Source organism: Pseudomonas congelans (assembly GCF_900103225.1).
Classification (GTDB): Bacteria; Pseudomonadota; Gammaproteobacteria; order Pseudomonadales; family Pseudomonadaceae; genus Aquipseudomonas; species Aquipseudomonas congelans.
In genome coordinates, this window is record NZ_FNJH01000002.1 from 60820 (window position 1) to 86308 (window position 25489).

General features: G+C 59.1%; 25 protein-coding genes and 2 tRNA genes. 12 read left to right on the forward strand and 15 right to left on the reverse strand.

What is annotated here, in order from left to right:
- Positions 1–261 precede the first annotated feature (261 nt).
- The 6 genes from BLR20_RS07025 (at position 262) to BLR20_RS07050 (ending at position 5591) form a co-directional block, all read left to right on the forward strand.
- On the forward strand, positions 262–1329 hold the full coding sequence (locus tag BLR20_RS07025; RefSeq protein WP_010439519.1) for an ABC transporter substrate-binding protein: 1068 nt from the start codon (positions 262–264) through the stop codon (positions 1327–1329).
- 78 nt (positions 1330–1407) lie between these two features.
- Complete coding sequence (locus BLR20_RS07030; protein ID WP_054994558.1) at positions 1408–2214, forward strand: alkaline phosphatase family protein; 807 nt, start codon at positions 1408–1410, stop codon at positions 2212–2214.
- Positions 2211–3053 (forward strand): ABC transporter permease, encoded by an 843-nt coding sequence (locus tag BLR20_RS07035; protein ID WP_054994557.1) that lies wholly within the window; start codon positions 2211–2213, stop codon positions 3051–3053. The genes BLR20_RS07030 and BLR20_RS07035 overlap by 4 nt, the downstream gene beginning before the upstream one ends.
- The gene (locus BLR20_RS07040; RefSeq protein ID WP_003368352.1) at positions 3040–3837 is read left to right on the forward strand and encodes an ABC transporter permease; all 798 of its coding nucleotides are present in this window, start codon (positions 3040–3042) and stop codon (positions 3835–3837) included. Before BLR20_RS07035 ends, BLR20_RS07040 begins: the two co-directional genes overlap by 14 nt.
- Position 3838: 1 nt before the next feature.
- Positions 3839–4828, forward strand: a complete 990-nt coding sequence (locus BLR20_RS07045) for an ABC transporter ATP-binding protein (RefSeq protein ID WP_010439513.1) — start codon at positions 3839–3841, stop codon at positions 4826–4828.
- Positions 4829–4937: 109 nt separating this feature from the next.
- Complete coding sequence (locus BLR20_RS07050; protein WP_032612104.1) at positions 4938–5591, forward strand: HAD family hydrolase; 654 nt, start codon at positions 4938–4940, stop codon at positions 5589–5591.
- A 19-nt stretch (positions 5592–5610) separates the two neighbouring features.
- Here the strand turns inward: BLR20_RS07050 and BLR20_RS07055 are convergent, their stop codons facing one another.
- Positions 5611–6573 (reverse strand): NAD(P)H-quinone oxidoreductase, encoded by a 963-nt coding sequence (locus BLR20_RS07055; RefSeq protein WP_010439510.1) that lies wholly within the window; start codon positions 6571–6573, stop codon positions 5611–5613.
- 138 nt (positions 6574–6711) lie between these two features.
- Between BLR20_RS07055 and BLR20_RS07060 the strand changes: the two genes are divergently transcribed.
- Both BLR20_RS07060 and BLR20_RS07065 read left to right on the forward strand, forming a co-directional pair.
- Positions 6712–8793 (forward strand): carboxy terminal-processing peptidase, encoded by a 2082-nt coding sequence (locus tag BLR20_RS07060; protein ID WP_186005904.1) that lies wholly within the window; start codon positions 6712–6714, stop codon positions 8791–8793.
- A gap of 117 nt (positions 8794–8910) precedes the next feature.
- Complete coding sequence (locus BLR20_RS07065) at positions 8911–10683, forward strand: bifunctional diguanylate cyclase/phosphodiesterase (RefSeq protein ID WP_025991158.1); 1773 nt, start codon at positions 8911–8913, stop codon at positions 10681–10683.
- Between the two features lie 17 nt (positions 10684–10700).
- Here BLR20_RS07065 and BLR20_RS07070 read toward each other — a convergent pair whose 3' ends face one another.
- From BLR20_RS07070 to BLR20_RS07090, 5 genes are all read right to left on the reverse strand, one after another.
- Complete coding sequence (locus tag BLR20_RS07070) at positions 10701–11072, reverse strand: hypothetical protein (protein WP_003430937.1); 372 nt, start codon at positions 11070–11072, stop codon at positions 10701–10703.
- Positions 11069–11410: a helix-turn-helix domain-containing protein gene (locus BLR20_RS07075; protein WP_010439500.1), complete on the reverse strand. Its 342-nt coding sequence runs from the start codon at positions 11408–11410 to the stop codon at positions 11069–11071. The genes BLR20_RS07070 and BLR20_RS07075 overlap by 4 nt, the downstream gene beginning before the upstream one ends.
- A 100-nt stretch (positions 11411–11510) precedes the next feature.
- Positions 11511–11963: a YkvA family protein gene (locus BLR20_RS07080; protein WP_010439499.1), complete on the reverse strand. Its 453-nt coding sequence runs from the start codon at positions 11961–11963 to the stop codon at positions 11511–11513.
- 366 nt (positions 11964–12329) lie between these two features.
- Positions 12330–13100 carry a BamJ family beta-barrel-assembly machinery protein gene (locus BLR20_RS07085; RefSeq protein WP_003346532.1) on the reverse strand — a complete coding sequence of 257 codons (771 nt, stop codon included), beginning with the start codon at positions 13098–13100 and terminating at the stop codon, positions 12330–12332.
- 206 nt (positions 13101–13306) lie between these two features.
- Positions 13307–14716 (reverse strand): DUF4329 domain-containing protein, encoded by a 1410-nt coding sequence (locus BLR20_RS07090; protein WP_010439494.1) that lies wholly within the window; start codon positions 14714–14716, stop codon positions 13307–13309.
- Between the two features lie 245 nt (positions 14717–14961).
- Between BLR20_RS07090 and BLR20_RS07095 the strand changes: the two genes are divergently transcribed.
- Positions 14962–15480, forward strand: a complete 519-nt coding sequence (locus tag BLR20_RS07095; protein ID WP_010439491.1) for a cupin domain-containing protein — start codon at positions 14962–14964, stop codon at positions 15478–15480.
- A 32-nt stretch (positions 15481–15512) separates the two neighbouring features.
- Here the strand turns inward: BLR20_RS07095 and BLR20_RS07100 are convergent, their stop codons facing one another.
- The 5 genes from BLR20_RS07100 to BLR20_RS07120 form a co-directional block, all read right to left on the reverse strand.
- Entirely contained in the window at positions 15513–15905 is a 393-nt protein-coding gene (locus BLR20_RS07100; protein WP_032612100.1) for a VOC family protein, read from the reverse strand.
- 56 nt (positions 15906–15961) lie between these two features.
- The gene (locus BLR20_RS07105; RefSeq protein ID WP_032612097.1) at positions 15962–17152 is read right to left on the reverse strand and encodes a CaiB/BaiF CoA transferase family protein; all 1191 of its coding nucleotides are present in this window, start codon (positions 17150–17152) and stop codon (positions 15962–15964) included.
- A gap of 125 nt (positions 17153–17277) precedes the next feature.
- Positions 17278–17673, reverse strand: coding sequence for a hypothetical protein (locus tag BLR20_RS07110; protein ID WP_054994556.1), 396 nt, complete (start codon positions 17671–17673; stop codon positions 17278–17280).
- Between the two features lie 362 nt (positions 17674–18035).
- Positions 18036–18112 (reverse strand) — tRNA-Asp (locus BLR20_RS07115).
- A 21-nt stretch (positions 18113–18133) separates the two neighbouring features.
- Positions 18134–18209 (reverse strand) — tRNA-Val (locus BLR20_RS07120).
- 171 nt (positions 18210–18380) lie between these two features.
- Here BLR20_RS07120 and rdgC point away from each other — a divergent pair.
- Positions 18381–19295: a recombination-associated protein RdgC gene (rdgC, locus tag BLR20_RS07125; protein ID WP_010427639.1), complete on the forward strand. Its 915-nt coding sequence runs from the start codon at positions 18381–18383 to the stop codon at positions 19293–19295.
- 132 nt (positions 19296–19427) lie between these two features.
- Here the strand turns inward: rdgC and BLR20_RS07130 are convergent, their stop codons facing one another.
- The 4 genes from BLR20_RS07130 to BLR20_RS07145 all read right to left on the reverse strand — a co-directional run bounded on the left by BLR20_RS07130 (position 19428) and on the right by BLR20_RS07145 (position 22012).
- Positions 19428–20003, reverse strand: coding sequence for a lysozyme family protein (locus BLR20_RS07130; protein ID WP_010427638.1), 576 nt, complete (start codon positions 20001–20003; stop codon positions 19428–19430).
- Between the two features lie 39 nt (positions 20004–20042).
- Entirely contained in the window at positions 20043–20423 is a 381-nt protein-coding gene (locus tag BLR20_RS07135) for a hypothetical protein (RefSeq protein ID WP_010427636.1), read from the reverse strand.
- Between the two features lie 74 nt (positions 20424–20497).
- Positions 20498–21331, reverse strand: a complete 834-nt coding sequence (locus tag BLR20_RS07140) for a hypothetical protein (RefSeq protein WP_054994555.1) — start codon at positions 21329–21331, stop codon at positions 20498–20500.
- Between the two features lie 135 nt (positions 21332–21466).
- Positions 21467–22012 (reverse strand): RNA polymerase sigma factor, encoded by a 546-nt coding sequence (locus BLR20_RS07145; protein ID WP_010427633.1) that lies wholly within the window; start codon positions 22010–22012, stop codon positions 21467–21469.
- 282 nt (positions 22013–22294) lie between these two features.
- On the opposite strand from BLR20_RS07145, the gene BLR20_RS07150 reads away from it, so the two are divergent.
- The gene (locus tag BLR20_RS07150; RefSeq protein WP_054994554.1) at positions 22295–23386 is read left to right on the forward strand and encodes an HrpJ domain-containing protein; all 1092 of its coding nucleotides are present in this window, start codon (positions 22295–22297) and stop codon (positions 23384–23386) included.
- Positions 23383–25479, forward strand: a complete 2097-nt coding sequence (gene sctV / locus BLR20_RS07155; RefSeq protein ID WP_010427626.1) for a type III secretion system export apparatus subunit SctV — start codon at positions 23383–23385, stop codon at positions 25477–25479. The genes BLR20_RS07150 and sctV overlap by 4 nt, the downstream gene beginning before the upstream one ends.
- The last annotated feature ends 10 nt before the right edge of the window (positions 25480–25489 follow it).

Here is a 25489-nt window from a genome sequence, read left to right on the forward strand (position 1 = left end):
TAGATGACTGTCCTGTTACAGGACAAATCACGTTCCATGCCAGCTGCGCCGAAAACAGCCCTTGAACCCTTGCTCAGCGCGCACGTTGCGATGGTCTACGCTTAGCGCCAGGCACTGCCGGGGCCTGTGAAAAACGACTTTGTCTGCGCAACGCGACACGAAAATGTCATGCAAAACGCCTAACTTGGCTCAGGTATTGCTGATCTAGACCAAACAATCCGCAACGAACGCTTCTCTCAAGAAGTGCACTAGGAGCTCCGAATGAAACATCTTTTGTTGGCATCACTCCTCGGTTCAGCCATGGCAATGAGTTCGCTGGTCATGGCTGCGGACACGGATCTTAAAACGCTGGAGGCTGCGGCCAAGGCTGAAGGCGCGGTCAACAGCCTCGGCATGCCGAATGACTGGGCAAACTGGGGCGGCATCTGGAAAGACCTGGAAGCCAAGTACGGCCTCAAGCACATGGACACCGATATGAGCTCGGCCCAGGAGATCGCCAAGTTCGAGGCGGAAAAAGATAACGCCAGCGGTGACATTGGCGACGTCGGCGCAGCGTTCGGCCCTATCGCCGCAGCAAAAGGCGTCACCCAGCCTTACAAGCCGACCACCTGGGAGCAGATTCCGGAATGGGCCAAGGACAAGGACGGCCACTGGGCGCTGGCCTACACCGGCACCATCGCTTTCATCGTCAACAAAAATCTGCTGCACGGCTCTGAAATCCCGAAAAGCTGGGCTGACCTGAAAACCGGTAAATACAAGGTTTCCATCGGCGACGTGAGCACTGCGGCTCAGGCTGCCAACGGTGTACTGGCAGCAGCCATCGCCATGAAAGGGGACGAAACCAACATCGCACCGGGCCTGGCACTGTTCACCGATCTGGCCAAACAGAAGCGTCTGTCACTGGCCAACCCGACCATTCAGACTATCGAGAAAGGCGAAATCGAAGTCGGTGTGGTCTGGGACTTCAATGGCCTGAGCTACAAAGCCAAGATGACCAAGCCCGATGATTACGTAGTGCTGATCCCGTCGGATGGCTCGGTGATTTCCGGCTACACCACCATCATCAACAAGTACGCCAAGCACCCGAACGCCGCCAAGCTGGCGCGTGAATACACCTTTAGCGATGCGGGTCAGATCAGGCTGGCAGAAGGCAATGCGCGCCCGATTCGCGTAGAGCACATCAAACTGCCTGAAGATGTTCAAGCCAAATTGCTGCCGCAAGACCAGTACAAGAATGTCAAACCGATCGAGAAAGCAGACGCATGGGAGAAAACCTCCAAAGCGCTGCCGCAGATGTGGAACGAGCAGGTCATCATCGAGATGAACTGATTCTCTCCTGCGGCTCAGGGATGAAGTCGTGTACACCGGGCGAGCCAGTCTCGCCCGTTCTTTCAAAGCGAGTCGCCCATGAAACACAACGTCATCCTGATCGTGCTAGACGGCCTCAATTACGAAGTGGCACGCCATGCGATGGGGCATCTTCAAGCCTGGCACGCTGCAGGACGGGCCGCGCTCTACAAGATGGAATGCGAACTGCCCGCCCTCTCCCGTCCCCTTTACGAATGCATACTGACCGGTGTCGCGCCCATTGACAGCGGCATCGTGCACAACAACGTCTCGCGCCTGTCGAATCAGCGCAGCATCTTTCACTATGCTCGCGACGCCGGGCTGAGTACGGCAGCGGCGGCCTATCACTGGGTCAGCGAGCTGTACAACCGTGCGCCTTTCGACCCGGCACGCGATCGCCACACCGAGGCAGCGGACCTGCCGATCCAGCACGGCCTGTTCTACTGGGCCGATCACTACCCTGATTCGCACCTGTTCGCCGACGCCGAAAGTCTGCGTCTAAGCCACGCCCCGAACTTTCTGCTGATTCACCCCATGAACATCGACGACGCCGGGCACAAGCACGGCCTCGATACTGCGCAGTACCGCAACAGCGCCCGCAGCGCCGACATCATTCTGGCTGACTACCTGCAACGCTGGCTGGACGCGGGTTATCAAGTGCTGGTGACGGCCGACCACGGCATGAACAATGACCGCTCGCACAACGGGCTGTTGCCGGAAGAGCGGGAAGTGCCGCTGTTCGTCATCGGTGATGCCTTCAGCCTGAATGTTGACGCAACGCCGCGCCAGACCGACCTGTGCGGCACGGTCTGCGAACTGCTGGGTATCCCCCACGACAAGCCGATCTGCCGGGAGCTCCTCAATTGACGACCTTTTCCCGAGGCAAGTGGCTGGGCCTGCTGTGCCTGCTGCCCTTCGCCGTATTCTTCATCGTGTTTCAGATTGCACCGCTGTTGTGGGTCGCGATTCACAGCCTGCAAAGCGATGCCGGCTGGGGCTGGGAAAACTTCACCCGGGCGTTCAGCTCGAAGTTCTATCGGCAGGCCATTCAGTACAGCCTGGAGATCAGTTTCTGGTCGAGCCTGTTCGGCATCGTCATTTCCGTCCTGGGCGCCTATTCACTGCGCAAGGTGGATTCTCGGCTGCGCGATTTCGTCAATTCCTTCGCCAACATGACCAGCAATTTTGCCGGTGTTCCACTGGCGTTCGCGTTCATCATCCTGCTGGGGTTCAACGGCGCGCTGACCCTGATCCTCAAGCAGACCGGGATCATCGATGACTTCAACCTGTATTCCAAGACCGGGCTGATCATCCTCTATACCTATTTCCAGATCCCCCTGGGTGTGCTGCTGCTCTACCCGGCATTCGATGCCGTGCGCGAAGACTGGAACGAGTCGGCAGCGTTGCTGGGTGCCAGCAGCTATCAGTTCTGGCGCTACATCGGCCTGCCGGTGCTGACCCCGGCACTGCTCGGCACCTTCGTCATTCTGCTGGCCAATGCGCTCGGCGCCTATGCCACGGTCTACGCGCTGACCACCGGAAATTTCAACGTACTGCCCATCCGTATCGCGGCAATGGTCGCGGGCGATATCACGCTTGATCCGAACATGGCCAGCGCGCTGGCGATGATTCTGGTCGGGCTCATGACCCTGGTCACCGTGGTCCATCAGTGGCTGTTGAGAAGGAGCTACCATGTCACGCGTTGAACGAGGGCCTGCGAGCATTTATCACAAGACAGTGGTCTACCTGCTGTTCCTGATCCTCTTGCTGCCGCTGGCCGGCACCTTTCTGTACTCGATCGCGACCAGTTGGTCGGCGACCATTCTGCCCAGCGGCCTGACCTTCAAATGGTACGTGGCGCTGTGGAGCGACCCGCGCTTTCTGACGGCGTTCGGCCAGTCATTGCTGGTCTGCGTTGGCGCACTGGTCCTTTCGGTGGTGCTGATTCTGCCCCTGCTGTTCGTCGTGCATTACTACTTTCCGCGCCTCGACGGGCTGATGAACATCCTCATCCTGCTGCCGTTCGCCGTACCGCCGGTGGTCTCCTCGGTCGGCCTGCTGCAGCTGTATGGCTCAGGGCCCATGGCCATGGTCGGCACACCGTGGATTCTGATCGGCTGTTACTTCACGGTCGCCCTACCCTTCATGTACCGCGCCATCACCAACAACCTGCAGGCCATCAACCTGACGGACCTGATGGATGCAGCCCAATTGCTCGGCGCCAGCACCTGGCAGGCGGCGTTCATGGTCGTGCTGCCCAACCTGCGCAAGGGCCTGATGATTGCCCTGCTGCTGTCGTTCTCGTTTCTGTTCGGCGAATTCGTGTTCGCCAACCTGCTGGTCGGCACGCGCTATGAAACCCTGCAGGTCTACCTCAACAACATGCGCAACAGCAGCGGTCACTTCAACAGTGCGCTGGTGATTTCCTATTTCCTCTTCGTGCTGGTGCTGACCTGGGCCGCCAATCGACTGAACAAGGACAAAGACTGAGATGAGTTTTGTCAGCATTGAAAACCTGCAGAAAAGCTACGCCAGCACGTCAGTGTTCAGCGACATCAACTGCAGCATCGCGAAGGGCGAATTCGTTACCTTGCTGGGCCCGTCGGGCTGCGGCAAATCCACCTTATTGCGTTGTATCGCCGGGCTGACCCCGGTCAACAGCGGGCGCATTCTGCTCGATGGCAGCGACCTGGTGCCGCTCACACCGCAAAAGCGCAACATCGGCATGGTGTTCCAGAGCTATGCGCTGTTTCCCAACATGACCGTCGAGCAAAACGTAGCCTTCGGCCTGCGGATTCAGAAAGTCAGTGCCGACGAGAGCGCAAGGCGCGTTGCCGAGATTCTGCGCATGGTCGAGTTGCACGATTTTGCCACGCGCTACCCGCATCAGTTGTCAGGCGGGCAATGCCAGCGCGTCGCGCTGGCACGCTCGCTGGTCACTCGCCCGCGTCTGCTGTTGCTCGATGAGCCGCTGTCAGCGCTGGATGCGCGGATTCGCAAGAACCTGCGCGAACAGATCCGCGCCATTCAGCGCGAGCTGAGCCTGACCACTATTTTCGTGACCCACGACCAGGAAGAAGCGCTGACCATGTCAGACCGTATTTTCCTGATGAACCAGGGCCGGATTGTGCAGAGCGGCGACGCCGAAACCCTCTATACCGCGCCTGTGGACGTCTTCGCCGCAGGCTTCATCGGCAACTACAACCTGCTGGAAGCCGACGACGCCACTCGCCTGATGCAGCGCCCGATCAACAGCCGTGTCGCGATCCGCCCTGAATCGATCCAATTGAGCCTGACAGGCGAACTGGAAGGCGAAGTACGCAGTCACAGTCTGCTTGGCAACGTCATCCGCTACCGGGTGCAGGCCCGTGGCGTGGAACTGGTGGTCGACGTGCTGAACCGCAGCGCCGACGACCTGCACCCGGACGGAAGGCGTGTAACACTGAACATCGAACCGTCGGCACTTTGCGCCTTGAACTGAACGCGCCGTGAACTGAATTTGTTCTGCACGAATAACGCCACACGCTTGCCGATCAAGACGCCAAGCGTGAAGCTGACAACTGATTCAACAGACTTTAGGAGAAACGCACATGCCCCTGGCAATTTTCGACCTGGACGAGACCCTGATCGGTGGTGACTGCGCCACGCTCTGGAGCGAGCAGATGGGTCGCCTGGGCTGGGTTGATTCGACGTCGTTCATGCAACGCAACGACGAACTGATGGCTGCCTACAGCGCGGGCGAGCTCGCGATGGAAGACTACATGGCCTTCAGCCTGGAACCCATGGCTGGCCGTACACCTGAAGAAATCGATCATCTGGTCGGCCCTTGGGTAGAGGACGTCATCGAACCGATCATCTACAGTGACGCCTGCACCTGCATTGCAAAGCACCGCGCCAAGGGTGACCGCATTCTGGTGATCTCGGCGTCGGGCGTGCACCTGGTCAAGCCGATTGCCGAACGCCTCGGGATCGACGAAGTGCTGGGTATCGAGCTGGAGGTGCAGCATGGCGTCTACAGCGGTGCCACCGTCGGCGTGCTGACCTATCGGGAAGGCAAGATCACGCGCCTGATGGAGTGGCTGGATGCCGAGGGGGAAAATCTCGAGGGTGCGAGTTTCTATTCGGATTCGCGCAATGACCTGCCGCTGCTGCTCAAGGTTGACCACCCTAACGTGGTCAACCCCGATGCCGTGTTACTGGAACACGCGCAGAAAGCAGGCTGGCCGGTGCACGACTGGAGCTGAGTCCAGAGGCACCGCCGGGTCAGACCAGACTTTCGTCGATCACCAGCACGATCTTGCCGGACACCGTGTTGGTCGCCAGCTCTTCGAACGCCGCTTCGGCATCCTTGACCGCAAAGGATTTCGCCAGTTGCGGCTTGAGGCGACCTTCAGTGAACAGCGGCCAGACGTGCTGGCCCAGATCGCTGAGCAGATCGGCCTTGAATGTATCGTCTCGGCTGCGCAGGGTCGATCCCATCAACTGGATACGCTTGCCCAGCACGTGAGCCAGATCCACCTGCGCCTCGCGGCCGCTCATGATGCCGATCAGCACCCAGCGACCATCCAGGGCCAGCAGTTTGACGTTGAGCTCGGCGTAGCTCGCCCCCACCGGGTCGAGGATGACGTTGAACGGTGCAAAATCGTTCAGGCCCTCAAGACTTTCGCTGCGTACCACGCCGCCCTGAGCACCCAGTTCGACGCAATAGGCCAGCCGTTCGGCCGAGCCGACGCTGACCCAGACCGGGTTGCCAAACGCCTTGCAAAGCTGAATCCCGGCTGAACCAACCCCACTTGCACCAGCGTGCAATAAAACCTTCTCGCCAGGCTTGAGCCCGGCGAGCTCGAACAGGTTCAGCCACGCCGTGGCATAGACCTCGGGAATGGCCGCCGCCTCATGCAGCGACAGCCCTTCCGGTACCGGCAGCACGTGTCGCCCGTCGACCACCACTTCTTCGGCCATCGCCCCGCCCGCCAACAGCGCGCAGACGCGGTCTCCGACCACCCAGGACGTACCCGGGCCGACTTCGGCGATCACGCCCGAGCACTCCAGACCCAGTGTCTGAGTGACGCCGGGCGGCGGCGGATACTTGCCTTCGCGCTGCAGCAGATCGGCACGATTCAAACCTGCAGCTGCCACTTTGATACGTACCTGCCCCACATCAAGGGCCGGACTCGGCTCCTCGACCCATTCCACATGTCCTTCAACGCCTTGCAATGCCTTCACGGTGCCTCCATAGTGAGTCCAGACTGAGCCCGTGGCTGTTTTGCCCGGGCTTTTGCATTATGCGGCCGGGTCCAAAGGAACCGGCGACCTCAAAGACGGCCTAATATGCGTTATCAATTGTCCTCGCGTCGAATCAGCATGAAGCAATTATTCCCCAGCACTGCCCTCGCACTGTTTGTCGGCCTTAGCGTTTTGCCGATGTCAGCCAGTACCTTTGCCGCCAACAGCTGGGATAACCTTCAGCCGGACCGCGACGAAGTGATTGCCAGCCTCAACGTGGTTGAGCTGCTCAAACGACATCACTACAGCAAGCCGCCCCTGGACGACAAGCGCTCAGCGATTATTTACCAGAGCTACATCAAGCAACTGGACCCCTCGCGCAGCTATTTCATGGCCAGCGACATTGCCGATTTCGACAAATGGCAATTCCAGTTCGACGATTTCCTGAAAAGTGGCGACCTGAACGCCGGCTTCATCATCTACAAGCGCTATCTGGACCGCGTCAACGCGCGTCTGAACTTTGCGCTGGGCGAGTTGGGCAAGGGCGTCGACAAGCTCGACTTCAATACCAAGGAAACCCTGCTGGTCGACCGCAAGGACGCCGCATGGCCCAAGGATACAGCCGAGCTCGACGAACTGTGGCGCAAGCGCATCAAGGATGAAGTCCTGCGGTTGAAGATTGCAGGCAAGGACCCGGCGAAGATTCAGGAAACCCTGACCAAACGCTACAAGAATCAGCAGGCGCGTCTGAACCAGACCCGTGCCGAAGATATCTTCCAGGCCTACATCAACACGTTCGCCATGTCCTACGACCCGCACACCAACTACCTGTCACCTGACAGCGCGGAGAACTTCGACATCAACATGAGCCTGTCGCTGGAAGGCATCGGCGCCGTGTTGCAGAGCGACAACGACAACGTGAAGATCGTGCGTCTGGTCCCGGCAGGTCCAGCGGCCAAGACCAAGCAGGTCGCGCCGGCCGACAAGATCGTGGCCGTTGCCCAGGGCGACAAGGAAATGGTCGACGTGATCGGCTGGCGCCTGGATGAAGTGGTCAAGCTGATCCGCGGTCCGAAAGGATCCGTGGTACGCCTGGAGATCATCCCGGCCAGCAATGCGCCGAATGACCAGACCAGCAAGATCGTTGCCATCACCCGTGAAGCGGTGAAACTTGAAGAACAGGCGGCCAAGAAGTCGATCCTGCACATCAAGCAGGATGGCAAGGACTACAAGCTCGGCGTCATCGACATTCCGGCCTTTTATCTGGACTTCAAGGCCTACCGTGCTGGCGATCCGGAATACAAGAGCACCACCCGTGACGTGAAGAAACTGCTCACCGAGTTGCAGGCCGAGAAGGTCGACGGTGTGGTTCTGGATCTGCGCAACAACGGTGGTGGTTCGTTGCAGGAAGCCACCGAGCTGACCAGCCTGTTCATCGACAAGGGCCCGACCGTACTGGTGCGTAATGCCGACGGCAAGGTCGACGTTCTGGAAGACGAAGCCAAGGGCGCGTTCTACAAAGGCCCGATGGCATTGCTGGTCAACCGTCTGTCTGCTTCGGCATCGGAGATTTTCGCCGGGGCGATGCAGGATTATCACCGCGCGCTGGTGATCGGAGGTCAGACCTTCGGTAAAGGCACCGTGCAGACCATTCAGCCGCTCAATCACGGCGAACTGAAACTGACGCTGGCCAAGTTCTACCGGGTTTCCGGCCAGAGTACCCAGCATCAGGGTGTGGTACCGGACATCACTTACCCGTCGCTGATCGACACCAAGGAAATCGGCGAGAGCGCGCTGCCCGAGGCCATGCCGTGGGACAGCATCAAACCGGCGATCAGGCCGGCGATCGATCCGTTCAAGCCGTTCCTGGCCCAATTGCAGGCGCGTCATGAGGCACGCTCGGCAAAAGACGCCGAGTTCGTGTTCATCGAGGATCGCCTGGCGCTGGCCAAGAAGCTGATGAACGAAAAGACCGTCAGTCTCAATGAAGCTGACCGTCGTGCCGAGCATGCCTCTATCGAAAGCAAGCAGCTTGCGCTGGAAAACACCCGCCGCAAGGCCAAGGGTGAAGAGCCGCTCAAAGAGCTGAAGAAAGAGGACGAAGACGCGCTGCCGGTAGAAGACGAGAAAACCAAACCCGAGGACGATGCCTATCTGGCAGAGACCGGGCGCATTCTTATCGACTACCTGGGTCTGAGTGCGGCTGTCGCGAAAAAGTAACGCAGCCTCATTGATGGCTATTTAGTCTCAACGTCATCAAACAGTCATGAAGCTGTCGTGAAATACGGGGCTGAACGCGAAAGCGCTCAGCCCTTTTTCATTCTCTTCGAGACGACCATGACCATAACAGAGCAGCTGAGCGCACTGAGTTCCATTCTGGCTCGTGGTGATTTGCACAGTTTGTTCCAGCCCATCGTCTCGCTGTCGGAGCACCGTATTCTGGGCTATGAAGCCCTGACTCGCGGCCCGTCCAACAGCGCCCTGCACTCGCCCTTGAACCTGTTCGCCATCGCCCGCCAGGCCGGTCGCCTGAGCGAGTTGGAGTTGAGCTGCCGGGACAGCGCCTGCCGGCGTTTCAGTCAGCAGAAGTTGCCGGGCAAGCTGTTTCTCAACGTCTCCCCCGAATCGCTGCTCGAAACCTCTCATCCTCCAGGTCGGACTCTGGAAATGCTGCGTCGGTACCACATAGCGCCCAAGGACGTGGTCATTGAATTGACCGAGCAGATGCCGACCGATGATTTCGATCTGCTGTACAACGCCTTGCACCACTATCGCGACATGGGTTTTTCCATCGCGCTGGACGATCTCGGTGCCGGTTATTCGAGTTTGCGACTCTGGTCGGAGCTGCGCCCGGACTACGTGAAAATCGATCGGCACTTCATCGACGGCATTCACCAGGATGCGGTAAAGCGCGAGTTCGTCGGCTCCATGCTGCAGATGGCCAAGGCCTCCAGAGCGACGGTGATTGCCGAAGGCATCGAATTGCCAGAAGAGCTGGCGACGCTTAAAGAGATGGGCGTGAACCTGGTTCAAGGCTATCTGCTGGCTCGCCCTCAGGAGCGCCCGCCGCGCGATACCCGCGCCATGCTGCCCAGAACAGAGATCGCAGTGGCGCCGCTCAACGAAGAAGCCGCCGATCTGTCTGCCCTGCTCAACCCACAGCCATCGGTCAGCCAGTCCACTCCCACAGCTGAAGTCCTGGAAGCGTTTCGCAGGCAGGCCAACCTAAACTCTCTGGCGGTGCTGGATGACGAAGCCCGACCGTGTGGCATCGTCCACCGGCACTCGCTGTCAGAAGCACTGCTCAAGCCCTTCGGTACCGAGCTGTTTGCCCGCAAACCGATCAGCCGCCTGATGAGCAGTGACTTTCTGGCCGTTGAAGTCAGCCAGTCGCTGCAACAGGTCAGCCGGCTGTTGACCAGCCGTGCCCGGCAGCGCATCGAGGAGGATTTCATCATCACCTCGAACGGTGCCTATCTGGGACTGGGCCGGGTGATCGACGTACTCAAGCTGATTACCGAGATGAAGATCCAGCAGGCACGTTACGCCAACCCGCTGACCCTGCTGCCCGGCAACGTTCCGATTCAGCAGTGCCTGACTCGGCTGCTGCAGCAGGGCCGTGCGTCGATGATCTGCTACGTGGACATCGACAGCTTCAAGCCCTTCAATGACATCTACGGTTACGCCCGTGGCGACGAGGTATTGTTGTGTCTGGCGCAATGCCTGAGCGACCGCGTCGATCCGGCCAGGGACTTTGTCGGGCACATCGGCGGGGATGATTTTCTGATGGTGCTGGGCTTTGATGACTGGGAACGGCGCCTGAAAACCCTGCTGGATGATTTTCAGAATCAATGTCGACGTTTCTACCGCGCAGAACACCTGGAAGCCGGTTGCTTCATCGCCCTCAACCGTCAGGGGCAACGCCAGGAATTCCCCCTGCTGTCACTGTCGATTGGCGTGGTCCACCTGCATGAAGAAAGCTGCACGCTGGTCGATGCCAGCCAGTTGGCCGACCTCGCCTCACAGGCCAAGCACTTCGCCAAGGATATCGCCGGCGCAAGCATTCACGTCATCGATTCGACGCGACTGGATTTGTTGATGCAGGCGTAAGGGCCGGTGTCATACCCTTACTGCGCTTCAACTTCCGGATAACTGTATTCAAAGACCCGAACCACCTCCGAGGCGTGCCAGGAGGCTGCAGCGACACCGTCCGAAGGCCCGGAGAAACGGCCCAGGCGCTCGGCGCACTCGAAAAACCCAGGCCGCGGCAGGCGGCTTGCGCCCTGGCTGATGACCAGCGAACTGCGCAAGGGCTGTTCGGCGCGGGCATCCATGGCGGCCAGGTGCTCCAGGGCCGCGGTGAGGGTCTGCATGGCCGGGCTGGGCAATTGCAGGCGCTCCACAAGAGCGCGATAGGTCAGCAGATGCCGTTGGCGCCGGGCCAGATCGAGTTCATTGAGCAACCCGTCCCAATGCTGACGACTGATGCGCACGCTCACGACTCACCTCGCCAGCCCGGTACCCCAAGCTCCCACGCCAGGCTACGTTTGATTGCGCCGTCCGGCTGACGAGTACCGTTTTCGATCAATTCCAGATAGGACGGGCTGATCCCGACGGTACGCGCCAGGCTCGCCGCTTCAAGGCCCTTGGCCTCGCGCAGCGCACGCAATTCATCGAACCCGGGAAGCTCACTGGCGGTGGTACCGGAAGTCGATGCAGCCGGCTCGCTGGATGGCTTGTCGGCCAGTCCGGCGGCCTTGAGCAGCGCTTGATACTGCGCCCAGGGCAGCACGGCGTATTCCGGCTCACCGTCACGGGATATCACTTGAAGATCCATAGAATCACCTTGTACTACACGACCGCATACTGATCAGGCCTGATCCATAGGCAGGCATCTTAACAGCGTAACGCCAGGGCTTGTGTTCATTGCGTGAGACTTACACCTTGCCCCGCTCTTGCTCCAGCAATGCCTGAGTCTTTGGCAGTTGCTCGACCACAATGAGTTTCTCGGGCGATTGCTGCGCGCGCCATGCACGAAAGGCGTCCAGCTCATTGCTCAGGTGCTTGGTAACCCATGCCAGCACGGCAATGTCATCGAGCATGCCGAGGCCGGGTATCCAGTCAGGGATCGCATCCAGCGGGCTGAGGAAGTACATCAGACCGGCGACAATGGACAGGATCGCTTTGGGGCTTATGCTGCGGTATTCGCCACGCCAGTAAGCCAGGCACAAGGCCTGCAGCAAACGCAGATCGTCCTTGAGCTTGCCCAGACGACTGCCTTCACTGTTGCCCTTGCGCGCAACAGCAAACAACAGTCCTGGCAATCGTCCAGCGGCCAGCAGACGCCGGGCTCCTGGCAGATAACGGATAAAATTCCACGGTGCTTTCATACCCACTCCCGTTCAGCAAATCGTTGTTCGATAAAAGCAGATCCGCTGAACCTGCCTGGACAGTGCCACAGGGTTATCCACAATAATTGTGGATAACCTTGTGAACAGCGGCTTTTTTCCAGCCTCAACACCCCATTTTCGGGGGGCCGTAGTCAAATCGGGCGTTTTTTACTCACAAAAAAACTACAAACGTGTGAACCCGACACCTTCTATGAAACGAATGCCTGGATCTTGCCGGACTGTCGGACAATGCTTTTGCATGCATCCATGATAGTGGGACTGCCCGAATGGCCAAGCGTTCGGGAAATAAGCCGGACACAAAAACGCCCTGTCGAGACAGGGCGTTTTCTGTAGCCAGGTGGTGCGTTACTTCTTGGCCGGAGCCGAAGCGGCAGGGGCTGCCTCTTCTTCGTCGGCATCAGCACCAGGCGTCGGTGCCGCTGCAGGGTCTTTGATACCCAGCAGTTCGAGATCGAACACCAGTACCGAGTTGGCCGGGATCGCCGGGCTCGGGCTCTGTGCGCCGTAAGCCAGATCACTCGGGATGAAGAGTTTGATCTTCTCGCCGACGTGCATCAGTTGCAGACCTTCGACCCAACCCGGAATCACACCGCCAACAGGCAGGTCGATCGGGCTGCCGCGCTCAACGGAACTGTCGAAGACCTTGCCGTCGATCAGCTTGCCTTCGTAGTGAACAGTCACAACATCGGTAGGCTTGGGCTGAGCGCCATCGGCTTTCTTGATGATCTGATACTGCAGGCCGGAAGCGGTGGTGACCACGCCGTCCTTTTTACCGTTCTCTTCGAGGAATTTCTTGCCAGCGGCAGAAGCTTCTTCGCTCATCTTGGCCAGACGCTCTTCGGAACGCTTTTGCAGCGCGGAGAAGGCTTCAACCAGCTCTTCGTCCTTGAGTTTCTGATCTTTCTTGCCGACAGCGTCTTCGATACCCAGGGCCACAGCCTTGGAATCCAGATCATCCATACCTTCCTGAGCCAGGCTTTTGCCCATGTTCAGACCGATGCCATAAGACGCTTTTTGTGCTGGGGTTTTCAGCTCTACGGTGCTGGCTTGCTTGTCACAACCTGCGAGTACCAGACCGACCAGGGCAATCGCCGCTGCCAACCGATGCTGTTTCATGCTAATTCCTTGTTCATGCGCCAAAAGGGCAAACGAGTAAAGCCGCGAGCTTATCAGGCCGCCGCGATCAATGGCTACCGGCATGAGAGGCAGAAAACGCCGATAAGTTCAGGTATCCAAAGGTTTTCCCGGATCTGTACCGCATTGTTCAGTTGCAGTTCAGTTTGCAATTCATACAGGCAAGGCGCTGACTCGCTGCAAAGGGCTCAGGCCACCGGACTGATCACACCGGCATCCGGCCAGCGCTCACTCGTCTGCAGCACGCGCAGAAGCCCGGCCCGCGCGACCCGAAGGACGAATTCCTGCACGCTGAGGGTACCGGCAGCGAGCTGCGCCTGAATGGAATCGGCCCCGGAGTACACCCGCGATACGCTTTGCAACAGTTGAAACTCCTCGTCGGACTGGCTGGGGGTGTAACAGAGCAGCGCGCCGTCGGCGGCCGAGAAATAAACGGCGGACATCTCGAACCCATAGCGAATCGGCAAGCCTTTGCGGCGCTTTTCCGGTTTGTGCCGATAGCTGAACACCCGATGCAGGTCATCCGGCTCGAAGAAATCGTTGATGACTGCACGCCCGCCCTCGGCGGCCAGATTGGCAGAGCAGAAATACATGCCGTCCACACGGTAGCCGTCAGGTAATGCAGGCCGGTAATACGCATCGGGATGGAACGCCGAACACGGCGCATACACCGGCATGCCGTCATCGAGAATCGGCTCGGCAGCCCGATAGGCTCGCGTGACCGGATTGAACAGCAGAAAACCGATGATTTGCGAGTGAATACGACTGCCGATACGACCATGTGCGTAACGTGCAGCCTCATCGGCACTGCTGAACGGCGCGCTGAGGCTCAGAGGCCGGGGTGGCCATTGCGCGTCGCAACTTGCGGGCGACTTGGCGGGCGGTCTAAGAGCGGCAGCCTCGTCGGGGTAAGGGTGCCAGTCGGCCGCGACTTTGCCGGCCTGCCCCCACAGGCGACTGGGCACGATCACCTGCAGATCCCCGGCACCGGCCAGCAGGCGGACCACATCACTGGGCATCATGCTGAGGTTCTGCAACGCCTTGTGGATCTGGCTGAGCTCACACAGGTGCGGCATGCTCTGCGGACCGGAGACGCGCGCAAGCAGGGTGTCTTCGGCGGCAGAGCGCGACAGCGTGTACTTGATCAGGGAACCGTCCGGCCCGGAAAGGTAGGTCGCGGCACACACCTCCTGATCATCGATGACCGCATAGATGTCGCCGGCTGAAAAACTGTTCGGGTAAGTGACCTTTTCACTCTCCGGCCACTCGTCGAGCCCGGCCTGCAGTGACGGGTGAGAATGGTAGACCGCATAGTCCTCATGCCCTTGCGGGTAGAGCACGTAACCTTCCTGCTCATTACGCGGAAACACTTCGTTGGGATCGAAGCTGAACTGGCTGCCGTTCATGGGTTCGGTCGCAACATACTTGCCGTCCCTGCGAATCAGAATGAAACCGCCGTATTCGCGATCACGCCGGTTGCCGATTCGCTCATGGGCATAACGCGCCGCGTCATCAGGATGATCGAACGGCGCGCTGAGCGCCGGCATGTCGGAATGGTGATCGATGGATCGTTTGTAGAGTCTTTTTCTGAGGTACATCCGGGGCTCCTTGAAAGCCTGACTGATTGAGTCATGAGCGTAAGGAAACCCGACACAGCGAGTGACATAGATGAATATGGCGTCACGTAGGTCAGCCGGCGCGAACAACATGAAATTAAAGATAATTTTTAAGCACTCCGGGATGTGCTTCGATCCTCGGCGTGGGCGAATCTGCCCAGCCCCTGCGTCGACCATCGCGACTGGCGATCAGGGCTCGTGCAGCATGTCGTGCTCAGGAACGTTTTATGCAATCGACCACTCGTTTTCGCCCAAAGCGCTCGACAGCTCGCCAGTGGGCAAGCCTGGCCGTGATCGCAGCAGCAGCCATGTTGCCGGTCAGCGCAGCCCACGCCACCAAGAAGCCGCCTTTGGTTGTCACTGAGGGCATCAAGGCCTACCGGCTGTGCACAGGCTCAGACAAGCTGTCACACGTCATCGAGGGGTCGATTGATCAACAGGCCATGACCGATGTCAGCGCCCTGCACTTCAAGGAAACCCCGGCGCACTCGACCTTTGACTGGCATCCGGCACCCGAAGAGCAGTACGTGATCACCCTGTCCGGCACGCTGGAATTTTCCACCACGGGTGGCGAGAACTTTGTCCTGCACCCCGGGGAAGTGTTGCTGGCACAGGACACTACCGGCCCCGGTCATCGCTGGAAGCTGATCGACGATCAGCCTTGGCGACGTGCGTACATCATCACCAAGCCAGGCGACAAGAGCGCGTTCGTGCCGAAGGACGGAGCGCCTGCGAAGGGCTGCTGATGCCTTGACGTAACCGCTGTCAGCGAGCGCGATTAAATCGACGCATCCACCGCCGGCTCGGAAATTTCGATCAGGTTCAGATCCGGGTCACGCACATACACCGACTGGATCGGTCCGGTGGCGCCGGTGCGCTCGACCGGACCCTCAACGATAGGCCACTCCTGCTCCTGCAGGTGCACAATCACCTGCTCCAGCGGGATGGTGGCGATGAAACACAGATCCAGCGCACCCGGCACTGGCAAATGGGCCTTGGGCTCGAACTCCTTGCCGCGCTCATGGACGTTGATTTTCTGATTGCCGAAGCGAAATGCCAGACGCCCCTGACGAAAGCGTTCAGGGGTCATACCCAGAACGCGTACGTAAAAGTCCTTGCAGGCGTCGATATCGGCAGTGGTCAGTACCAGGTGGTCCAGATGATCAATCACGGGATCAGCTCCGTTTGGAATAGAATTCTGTTTTACGACAACGGCCACGTTTCGGATCAGATGATGCCTAGCCGACGCCACTCGGCACGTGTGGACGCATTGATGCCATGCGCTTCAAGCACGGCATCGGTGTGTTGACCGAGTGTAGGCGCAGACGACCGTACCTGACCCGGCGTGTCTTGAAGTTTAGGCACGATACCCGGAAGGGTGACGGGCGTTCCGTCGTCCAGCGTGCCCTGCAACAGCATGTTCCGCGCCTGATAATGCGGGTCGCTGGCGATGTCGGCAGCATCGTAGATCTTGCCTGCCGGGATACGTGCTTCGTTGAGCGCCGCAAGCACTTCGTCCATCGAGCGTTCGGCGGTCCAGGTCGAAATGGCCGCATCAATGCGTGCCACATGCCTGACCCGGCCGTCGTTGTGCTGAAGCTCGGGGTCACTGGCCAGGTCCGCGCGGCCGATCTTTTCCATCAGGCGCCGGAAGATACTGTCGCCATTACCCGCGATCAGCGCGTACTTGCCGTCATTGCAACGGTAGGCATTGCTCGGAGCGATACCTGGCAGGCTGCTGCCAGCCGGCTCCCGGACAGTGTCGAATACCGAATACTCGGGAATCAGGCTTTCCATCATGTTGAACACTGACTCGTACAACGCGACATCTACCTGTTGCCCGTCGCCGCCATTCTGCTCGCGGTGACGAAGCGCCAGCAGAATACCGATGACGCCGTGCAGTGCTGACAACGAATCACCAATCGATACGCCGACACGCACAGGCGTGCGTCCTGCCTCACCCGACAGGTGCCGCAAACCGCCCATGGCCTCGCCGATCACGCCAAAACCCGGCCGGTCGCGATACGGGCCGGTCTGCCCATAACCAGACACGCGCAGCATGATCAGTTTCGGATTGAGGGCGTGCAGCACTTCCCAGCTCAATCCCCAGCCTTCAAGTGTGCCGGGACGGAAGTTCTCGACCAGTACGTCGGCATCCCGGATCAGCCGACGCGCCATTTCCTGCGCTTGAGGCTGGCGCAGATCGAGGGTCACCGACTGTTTGTTGCGGGACTGCACCGCCCACCAGACGGACGTGCCGTTATGCAGCAAACGCCATTTGCGCAGAGGATCGCCGGTCAGCGGCGGCTCGACCTTGATGACCTCGGCACCGAACTCGGCGAGGATCTTCGCCGCGAAAGGCCCGGCAATGAGCTGACCAAGCTCCACTACCTTGATGCCCTGAAGAGGTAGGCTCATGACACGTCCGTTCTTGTTGGGAGGTAGAGGAATGATCTGCGCAAATGCGCTGGATGGAAAGCCGGACGGTGCGCCGCCAGACCTGACCACCGTAAAAAACCCCGCACCAGGCGGGGTTCATTGAATCAATTACTGCAGGCCAACTGGAAACTCATCGAGGAATCACCCGAAGCACCCCGTTTACCAACCATAAGCCCTAATACATTGACCTGCTCTGTCGTTGCAGCGCCGCCCAACTTGGCGTGTCCGTAGAACAGCCGCTCATGATCACTGGTATCAATGGAAGATACAGAGCAGAAACCTGGAGACTTTTCAAACTGCCCTTCCTTGAAGAACACCTTATAAGTAGCGAAGTAGTCTTTTTGGCTGCTGTAACTTACAGACTTGATCCATGGGGACGACCGAGCAACGACATTGCCATGCTGGTCGATGGTCGCCGTGTGCAGTTCCGGCATGGCCAGCGCACTTGCAGAGAGGATCAAGGCGGCGGTGCCTGCAAGCAGTTTAAAACGATTTTCCATAGTTATCCCTTCACTCAATATAGTATTAGCTCACCTGAATCAGGCGGCCGATTTGGATTAATTATTTTGAGTACTCGACAGACATGACTGATGTCTGAATACCCCGTCAACCCATTCAGCTAATACCAGCAAAGAAGATAAATCAAGCATTCACCGAGACTAACTAACAAGTCTGGTTTTAACTTCAAAAATTAAGGAAATTACTTACATCCGCGAAGAATAATTCCTACATAAGTTTAATAAAACTGCCGCGGGGGCATTGCAGGAGGAGGGTTAGATTTCCAAACGACAGAAAGCAGAAAGCCCGCACTAGGCGGGCTTTCTGTTTGCTTCAAGGAGTTCAAGGGCCTTGAAGCGGAATATGGCGCAGCGGACGGGACTCGAACCCGCGACCCCCGGCGTGACAGGCCGGTATTCTAACCGACTGAACTACCGCTGCGCGTAACACTAAAAGCGAGTTTGGTGGGTGATGACGGGATCGAACCGCCGACCCGCTGCTTGTAAGGCAGCTGCTCTCCCAGCTGAGCTAATCACCCTTCACTCTCGGTGTGGCGCGCATTCTACGGAGCGACCTGTACTCTGGCAAGCACTTTTTTAAATAATTTTTATAATCCTTCCAAAGGCTTACAAACGCTCTGTACAGGGTTGGCCGCAGCGGCTGAGGAGCGAATAATGCCCGCCTTTGTATAGAAAGAGAGATTCACCTCATGTGGTTCAAAAACCTGCTTGTCTATCGCCTGACCCAGGACGTGCCTTTTGATGCCGAAGCGCTGGAGACAGCACTGGCGACCAAGCCGGCGCGCGCCTGCGCCAGCCAGGAGGTAGCCACCTATGGTTTCGTCGCTCCTTTCGGCAAGGGCGAAGACGCTCCATTGGTACATATCAGTCAGGACTTCATGCTGATTGCAGCACGCAAGGAAGAACGCATTCTGCCGGGCAGCGTCGTGCGTGACGCGCTCAAGGAAAAGGTCGACGAGATCGAAGCCGAGCAGATGCGCAAGGTCTACAAGAAGGAACGCGATCAGCTCAAGGACGAAATCATCCAGGCGTTCCTGCCGCGTGCGTTTATCCGTCGCTCTGCCACCTTCGCGGCCATCGCGCCCAAGCAGGGTCTGATTCTGGTCAATGCGTCCAGCCCCAAGCGTGCCGAAGACCTGCTGTCGACGCTGCGTGAAGTGATGGGCTCGCTGCCGGTGCGTCCACTGACGGTCAATGCCTCGCCAAGCGCGACCATGACTGAATGGGTCAAGACCCAGAAAGCGGCCGACAACTTCTTCGTGCTGGACGAGTGCGAACTGCGCGACACCCACGAAGACGGCGGTATCGTGCGCTGCAAGCGTCAAGACCTGACCGGCGACGAAATCCAGCTGCACCTGAGCACAGGCAAGGTCGTGACCCAACTGTCGCTGGCCTGGCAGGACAAATTGTCGTTCGTACTGGACGACAAGATGATCGTCAAACGCCTCAAGTTCGAAGACCTGCTGCAGGATCAGGCTGAACAGGACGGCGGCGACGAGGCTCTTGGCCAACTGGATGCCAGCTTTACCTTGATGATGTTGACCTTCGGCGAGTTTCTGCCGGAGCTGTTCGAAGCGCTGGGTGGCGAGGCCGTCCCTCAGTAAGCGGCTTGCGCATGGTGTTTCCCGGTGAGTCCTGAAACAGCGCGAATGCTTTTCAGGGCCTTACCGGGCTCGCCCGGTCCGCAATGACTTCCCCTGCCCTGCCCCGCGCACACTCACCTCCCTTCAAAAGCTTCAGCGATCGGCAACCATGTGCCTGAGGCGTTCCTGAATCTTGCTTTTATACAGACGCGCCGGCTCGCCGCCTGCGGGGCGATGGTACATCCCCGCCGCGCTCACCCAATCACCGGTTTGCTGGTAATACTGGCGCAACAGCAAGGCAGCGCTTTGCAGGTTGTGGATCGGATGCAGCGCATCGCAAGGCTCGCGGAAGCGGGCACGCCCGATATAGCCCCAATTCTGCTGGGTGAGCCCGATATCCACTGCGTAGATGCCCTCTTCGACAATTGCCTTGTGCACGGCCTGGCAGGCCAGTTCACGGGTTTCGAAACGCAAGGGTTTGCCTTTGACGTTCAGGGTCCAGGGCCAGGGATAGAAACCGATCTGCAGGCGCGTGTTGCTCTCGGTCTGCGCTACCGCGTACAGCAACTGCTCGGGAACGCCGGCAGCCTCGGCCACTTGCCTATAGGCGGTGGGTGGCCTCGCCCAGGCGAGATCGGCCATGAAAAGACCGAGAAACACCAGCAAGGCACCGGCCTGACCCGTCCTTTTACAGCACCCGCGCCTCATGCCGGGAGAGCTGACATTCATAACGACTTCCTTGATGAAGAAGATGACGAACAGCAGGCATCAGTAACGGATGTCCGGCATGTTGTTCTGGTTATTGATGCGTTGTTGCTGCATCTGCTGGCGCAGACGCTGCTGCTCGACGATGCGACGCTGAACATTGCGCTGGTAGTTGAGCTGCTGTTGCCGTTGACGCTGCTGGTTCTGGCGACTGTTCTGCAACTGCTGGCGCTGCTGCTGTGCCGCCTGACATTGCGCAACCACTGTGGCCAGTTGTCGACGAGCATTGCCCGCGGCAATGCCGTCCTGTTCGGCGGTGGCCTCGGCCAACCGCTGGCTCGCGGCGCTGTGGGCCTGAGCGCAGGCGCTCGGAGAAGGCCCTGCTGCCAGAGAAAGACACGGCAATCCCGCCAACACTATCGCCAGGTACAGCTTGATTTTCATGATCCTGTCTCCGCTTGCGTCACCGCACTTGAGCCTGTGTGGTCACAGCTTGCGAAAACGTTGCATGCCGCTGATCAATTGATCAGATCACGCCAGCCCGGATCGATATCCAGTGCAATGCCGGCCTCATGCACGGCTAACAGCAAACGATAGAGCGCGGCGCGGTCATCGACCCGACACAGTGAGGGAAAGTCGCCGATGGGATGGGGGAGAAACATCGTTGCCGGGAAGTCTTCCACCTTCAGACCTCCCGGACGAGGCCTGATGTCGTGGTCCAGAGGTACGATGCCGGCAGCATCATCGTCGAGGGCAGCCAGGATCATTTCGATGCGTCCGGCCATCTCGGCGCAGGCCGGATCGAAAGGTTCAGGGCTATCACCCAGGCTGCGCCGGTAAGCGGCATTCCATGCCTGGGTGTCGGCGTAGGTCGGCCCGCCATAGTCAAGCAGCGGGGCCAGCAGCAACAGCTCGTAACGAGCAGGTATGGCAGCGGGCACGTCAGGCTCGGCGTTCAGTACCAGAGGCGCGCTGCCATGCCAGAGGCTCCACAGCTCAGGGCCTTCGCGACGCGCCTGAAGCGAGAGAATCTGCTGGCCGACGCCGAGGGTCTGCAAACTCTGTACGCCACTGCGCTCGCCCCCCATCGCCAGCAGGTCTCCACGGCTCAGCAACTGACGCAGATGGCTGTCGCTCAGTTGGGCTGCACGCGCAGCGGAAGAGGTCAATGGCAAACCGTCGGGCAACGCCGGCAGGCCGGGCTGGCTGAAACCCGCCAGGCCATCGATCTCGCACAGCAACTGCCCCCCGGCCCACAAACGGGCTATTCCGGCACCGCTGGCGCGCACGCCGAACACCAGCCGACGATGTTCGGCAAAGCGCTGAAACATCTGCGCATGGGAATCCGGCATCCCTGACCAGGCACTCTTGCAAACCCGCTGAATGCTCTGATCAAGAGGATCCTGAACCGCCCTTGACGGGATGGCCTCGGACCCCGGCTGAACCTGACGAGGACGGCCAATCCTGAAGTTCGACATGCTCACCTCTCACGCGCGAAACCCTTCTGGCAGGCAGTCGCGCAACTGCGAACGGGCCCTGGAAAGCCGCGATCGAATTGTACCTATCGGCACACCCAGAGCATCCGCTGCTTCCTGATAACTGCCTTCGGTCTCGACCGTGATTTCCAGCGTATGGCGCATGACCGCTGGTAATACAGAGATGGCCTGGACAGTCTGCTGGAGGTCGCGATAACTCTCGATGTGGCCGAAAATATCCTGAGTGGGCTCAGCATGCGCCAGTTGCTCTTCGAACTCAACGTGCATGGGGCGCCGGTAAACCTTGCGGAAGTGATTGCGGATCAGATTCAGCGCTATACCGCAAAGCCAGGTTTCCGGTTTGCTCTGCTGCAGAAATTTGCCCTCTGCGTGCAGAGCCTCGACGAAGGTCTGCTGAAGAATATCTTCGGCATCTTCCTGATGAATGACGCGCTTGCGTATGAAGTTCTGCAGTTTCTGGAGTTGTTGTTGGGTCAACTGAGCGAAGCACGAGGTGCCGGATGGCGTGGGCAGCAGGCTCTGATTCATGGCATTCATATGAAGTATTCCCTTAGATCATTCGCCGTGAGCGCTTCACGGCGATGCTGAAGGTCCTATAGCGAAACCTGTGCCACCCTCCTGAATGCCTTTAAATCATTGTTATGAATGGTATTTTCAGAAAACGCAGGTCGCCTGCCCCGCAATCTTTTGCAAGCACTCCCGAAAAGCTCCGCAATATTTTGCAAAATCCGGATACAAGGCCGATGAGCGCCTTTTGCATGGAACCGGATAGCGCCTGCGACCACACAGAGGAGTGTTCTCCAGACGCGTATCCGGCCCATGTCCCTCGAACGTATCAATACTTTCCAGCCGACCACCGTCCAGACAGCGGCGCCTCAGGCTGCGGCTGCGACGACGGCAAAAGCCGCGGTGACCACGGTTCATCAACAGCACGAGTCAGCTCACTTGAGCCAGTTGATGAGCGCAGCCCTGGTCGCCACCGGCAAGTTATTGAGTCAGCGTGAAGTGGTTTGCGGCAAGCATGCCAACAGCCAGCCCATGAGCCTGCAGCAGCTGTTGCAGGGCATGGGCAATCATGGGTCGATGAATATCAATGCCCAGCTCAACAAGACACGCCAACTGCTGCGCCAGCAGAAATCGCTGAAGGAGATTCTCAAGGATCAGGGCGACAACCCGCTGCAGACGCATCTGCTGCTCGAGGAAATCAACCATCAGGCCAGAGAGCGAGGCGATGACAGCGAGGCAGAGCAGGCTCAGTCCTGTCTGGAGGCACTGGACGCCGAGCATGGTGAGGAGATTCGCAGTGGCCTTAGCATCACGCCGGCGCTGACTCAGGCCGTGAAGAACCCCGACCTGCGTGACAGCATGCGCAAGGTCTATTACGAGCACCTGATCAAGAACCCGTCACTGGGCAACTTCATCGAGGCGGTGCTGCACCTGTGCGGCGAAGAGCATTTCCTCAAGGGGTTGCGCGCTTTGCAGCAGGCTTTGGCGGACGACATTGCCAATCTGGCGCAGCTGCCTCAAGAGGGCAAGCTTCGCTCATTGATGGAAAGTCTGGGGTGTACCAGCCAGGTAAACAACCTGATGCATGGCTGCTCGGACCTGGTAGGCCGCATGGCTGCCAAAAACCCGGCCATGACCCTCAGCACCATTATGCTGATGCGCCAGTTGATGCAGTTGGCCAAAAAGTCGATGAACGTAGTCGATGCCCAAAAACTTTCGGAACAAGCCGGCGGTCCTTCGCCCTCGCTGAAATTGACCTTTCTCAACCGCCTGCAAAAGTTGGTTGCCAACGTGTGCCGTGACGAAAAGATTCTTCAGACCTCGTTGCGCAACGTGAAGCTGGTCACAGATGACCTGGTGCCGATCGAGCGCAAGGCCTTGCCTGATCGGAGGAGCCGCTCATGAATGCCGTGCTCAACGGTTTGACCCGGGTGGCCGTCGCCGCCTCGAAACGTTCGGAAGTCGCTGGCGCGATCATCGTCATCGGCATCGTCTTCATGTTCATCACCCCCCTGCCGACCGGACTGGTGGACGTGCTGATCGCGGTGAATATCTGCGTCTCCTGCCTGCTCATCATGCTGGCCATGCAGCTTCCCAAACCCTTGGCCTTTTCGACCTTCCCGGCCGTGCTGTTGCTGACCACCATGTTCCGCCTGGCACTGTCGATCGCCACCACCCGGCTGATCCTGCTCGAGCAGGACGCAGGGCACATCGTCGAAGCCTTCGGCAACTTCGTCGTCGGTGGCAACCTGGCAGTGGGCATGGTGATCTTCCTGATCCTGACGGTGGTGAACTTCCTGGTCATCACCAAGGGCTCGGAACGGGTGGCGGAAGTCGGTGCGCGTTTCACTCTCGACGCCATGCCGGGCAAGCAGATGTCGATCGACAGTGATTTGCGCGCCGGGCTCATCAGCGTCGATCAGGCCCGTCAGCGGCGTGCGGACCTGGGCAAGGAAAGCCAGCTGTTCGGCGCCATGGATGGCGCGATGAAGTTCGTCAACGGCGACGCCATCGCCGGCCTGATCATTGTCGCGATCAACCTGATTGGTGGTATCTCGATCGGCGTGGTCCAGCACGGCATGGCCGCTGGCGACGCGATGCAGCTCTATTCGGTACTGACCATCGGTGACGGCCTGATTGCGCAAATTCCGGCGCTGCTGATCTCGATCACCGCCGGCATGATCATCACCCGCGTGCCCAACGAGGAAAGTGACGAGAACTCCAACATCGGTGGCGACATCGCCAAGCAACTGGGCGCACAACCCAAGTCACTGATCATCGCATCGGTGGCCATGCTTGGCTTCGCAGCCCTGCCGGGCATGCCGACCATGGTGTTCGTAGTGATTTCGATTCTGGTCGGCAGCCTGGGGGTTTTCCTGCTGCGCAGCCGCAACCCGAAACTGCAGCCTGCCGCTGCCCAGGTGCCGCCTGAACAGAATGGCGAGCGGGATATTCGTGAGTTCTTTCCCTGCCGAACCTTCCTTCTGCAGTTTCATCCGGACCAGGATCAGGCGCAGATCATCGCCCTGATCAGCCAGATACGCCAACGCCGCAACCAACTGGTGGCGCAATTCGGCATCACCTTGCCCTCGTTCGACATTGAGTACGCCAAACACCTGGACACGGATGAGTTCCGCTTTCTGGTTTACGAGGTGCCAATGCTCAAGGCGACCTTCACCCAGGGCTTTCTCGCCGTGGAGCGTCAGTTGCTGGCGGCCGAACCGATCCATGCCCTGCCGGGCAGCGTGGCCCGCGAAGAAGGCGATCTGCTCTGGATACCTGCCGACGACCCGACACTGCAGGACGCCGAGCTTTATCCCAGTACTTCGAGCGATCTGATCGTCGATCGCATGTTCCGCGCCATGCAAGCCTGCGGGCCGCAGTTCATCGGCCTTCAGGAAAGCAAGGCGATCCTGAGCTGGCTGGAGCGCGACCAACCGGAACTGGCGCAGGAGATGCAGCGTGTATTGCCCCTTTCGCGCTTCTCCGCAGTGCTGCAGCGTCTGGCCAGTGAGTGTGTGCCGTTGCGCGCCATTCGCCTGATCGCCGAGGCACTGATTGAACACGGCCAGCATGAGCGTGAAGTGGGTGCGCTGACCGACTACGTGCGCATCGCGCTGAAGTCGCTGATCTTCCACCAGTACTGCGGTCCGGAAGGTTTGCAGGTGTGGCTGTTATCGCCGGAAAGCGAAAACCTGATGCGTGACAGCCAGCGTCAGACCCAGAACGAAACTTTCTTCGCCCTGCCCGCCGAGGCGAGCCAGCAACTGGTCGATCAACTGACAGAGGCCTTTCCGCGTCGCGCTCGCGACAGCGCCGTGCTGCTGGTCGCACAAGACCTGCGCAGCCCGTTGCGCACGCTGTTGCAGGACGAATTCCATCGAATTCCCGTGCTGTCCTTTGCCGAACTCAACAGCACAGCCCAGGTGAAGGTGCTCGGCCGACTGGACCTGGACGACGAATTGCAAAAAACCATCGCCGACGAAAACGCGGCATGAGTTTGCTTAA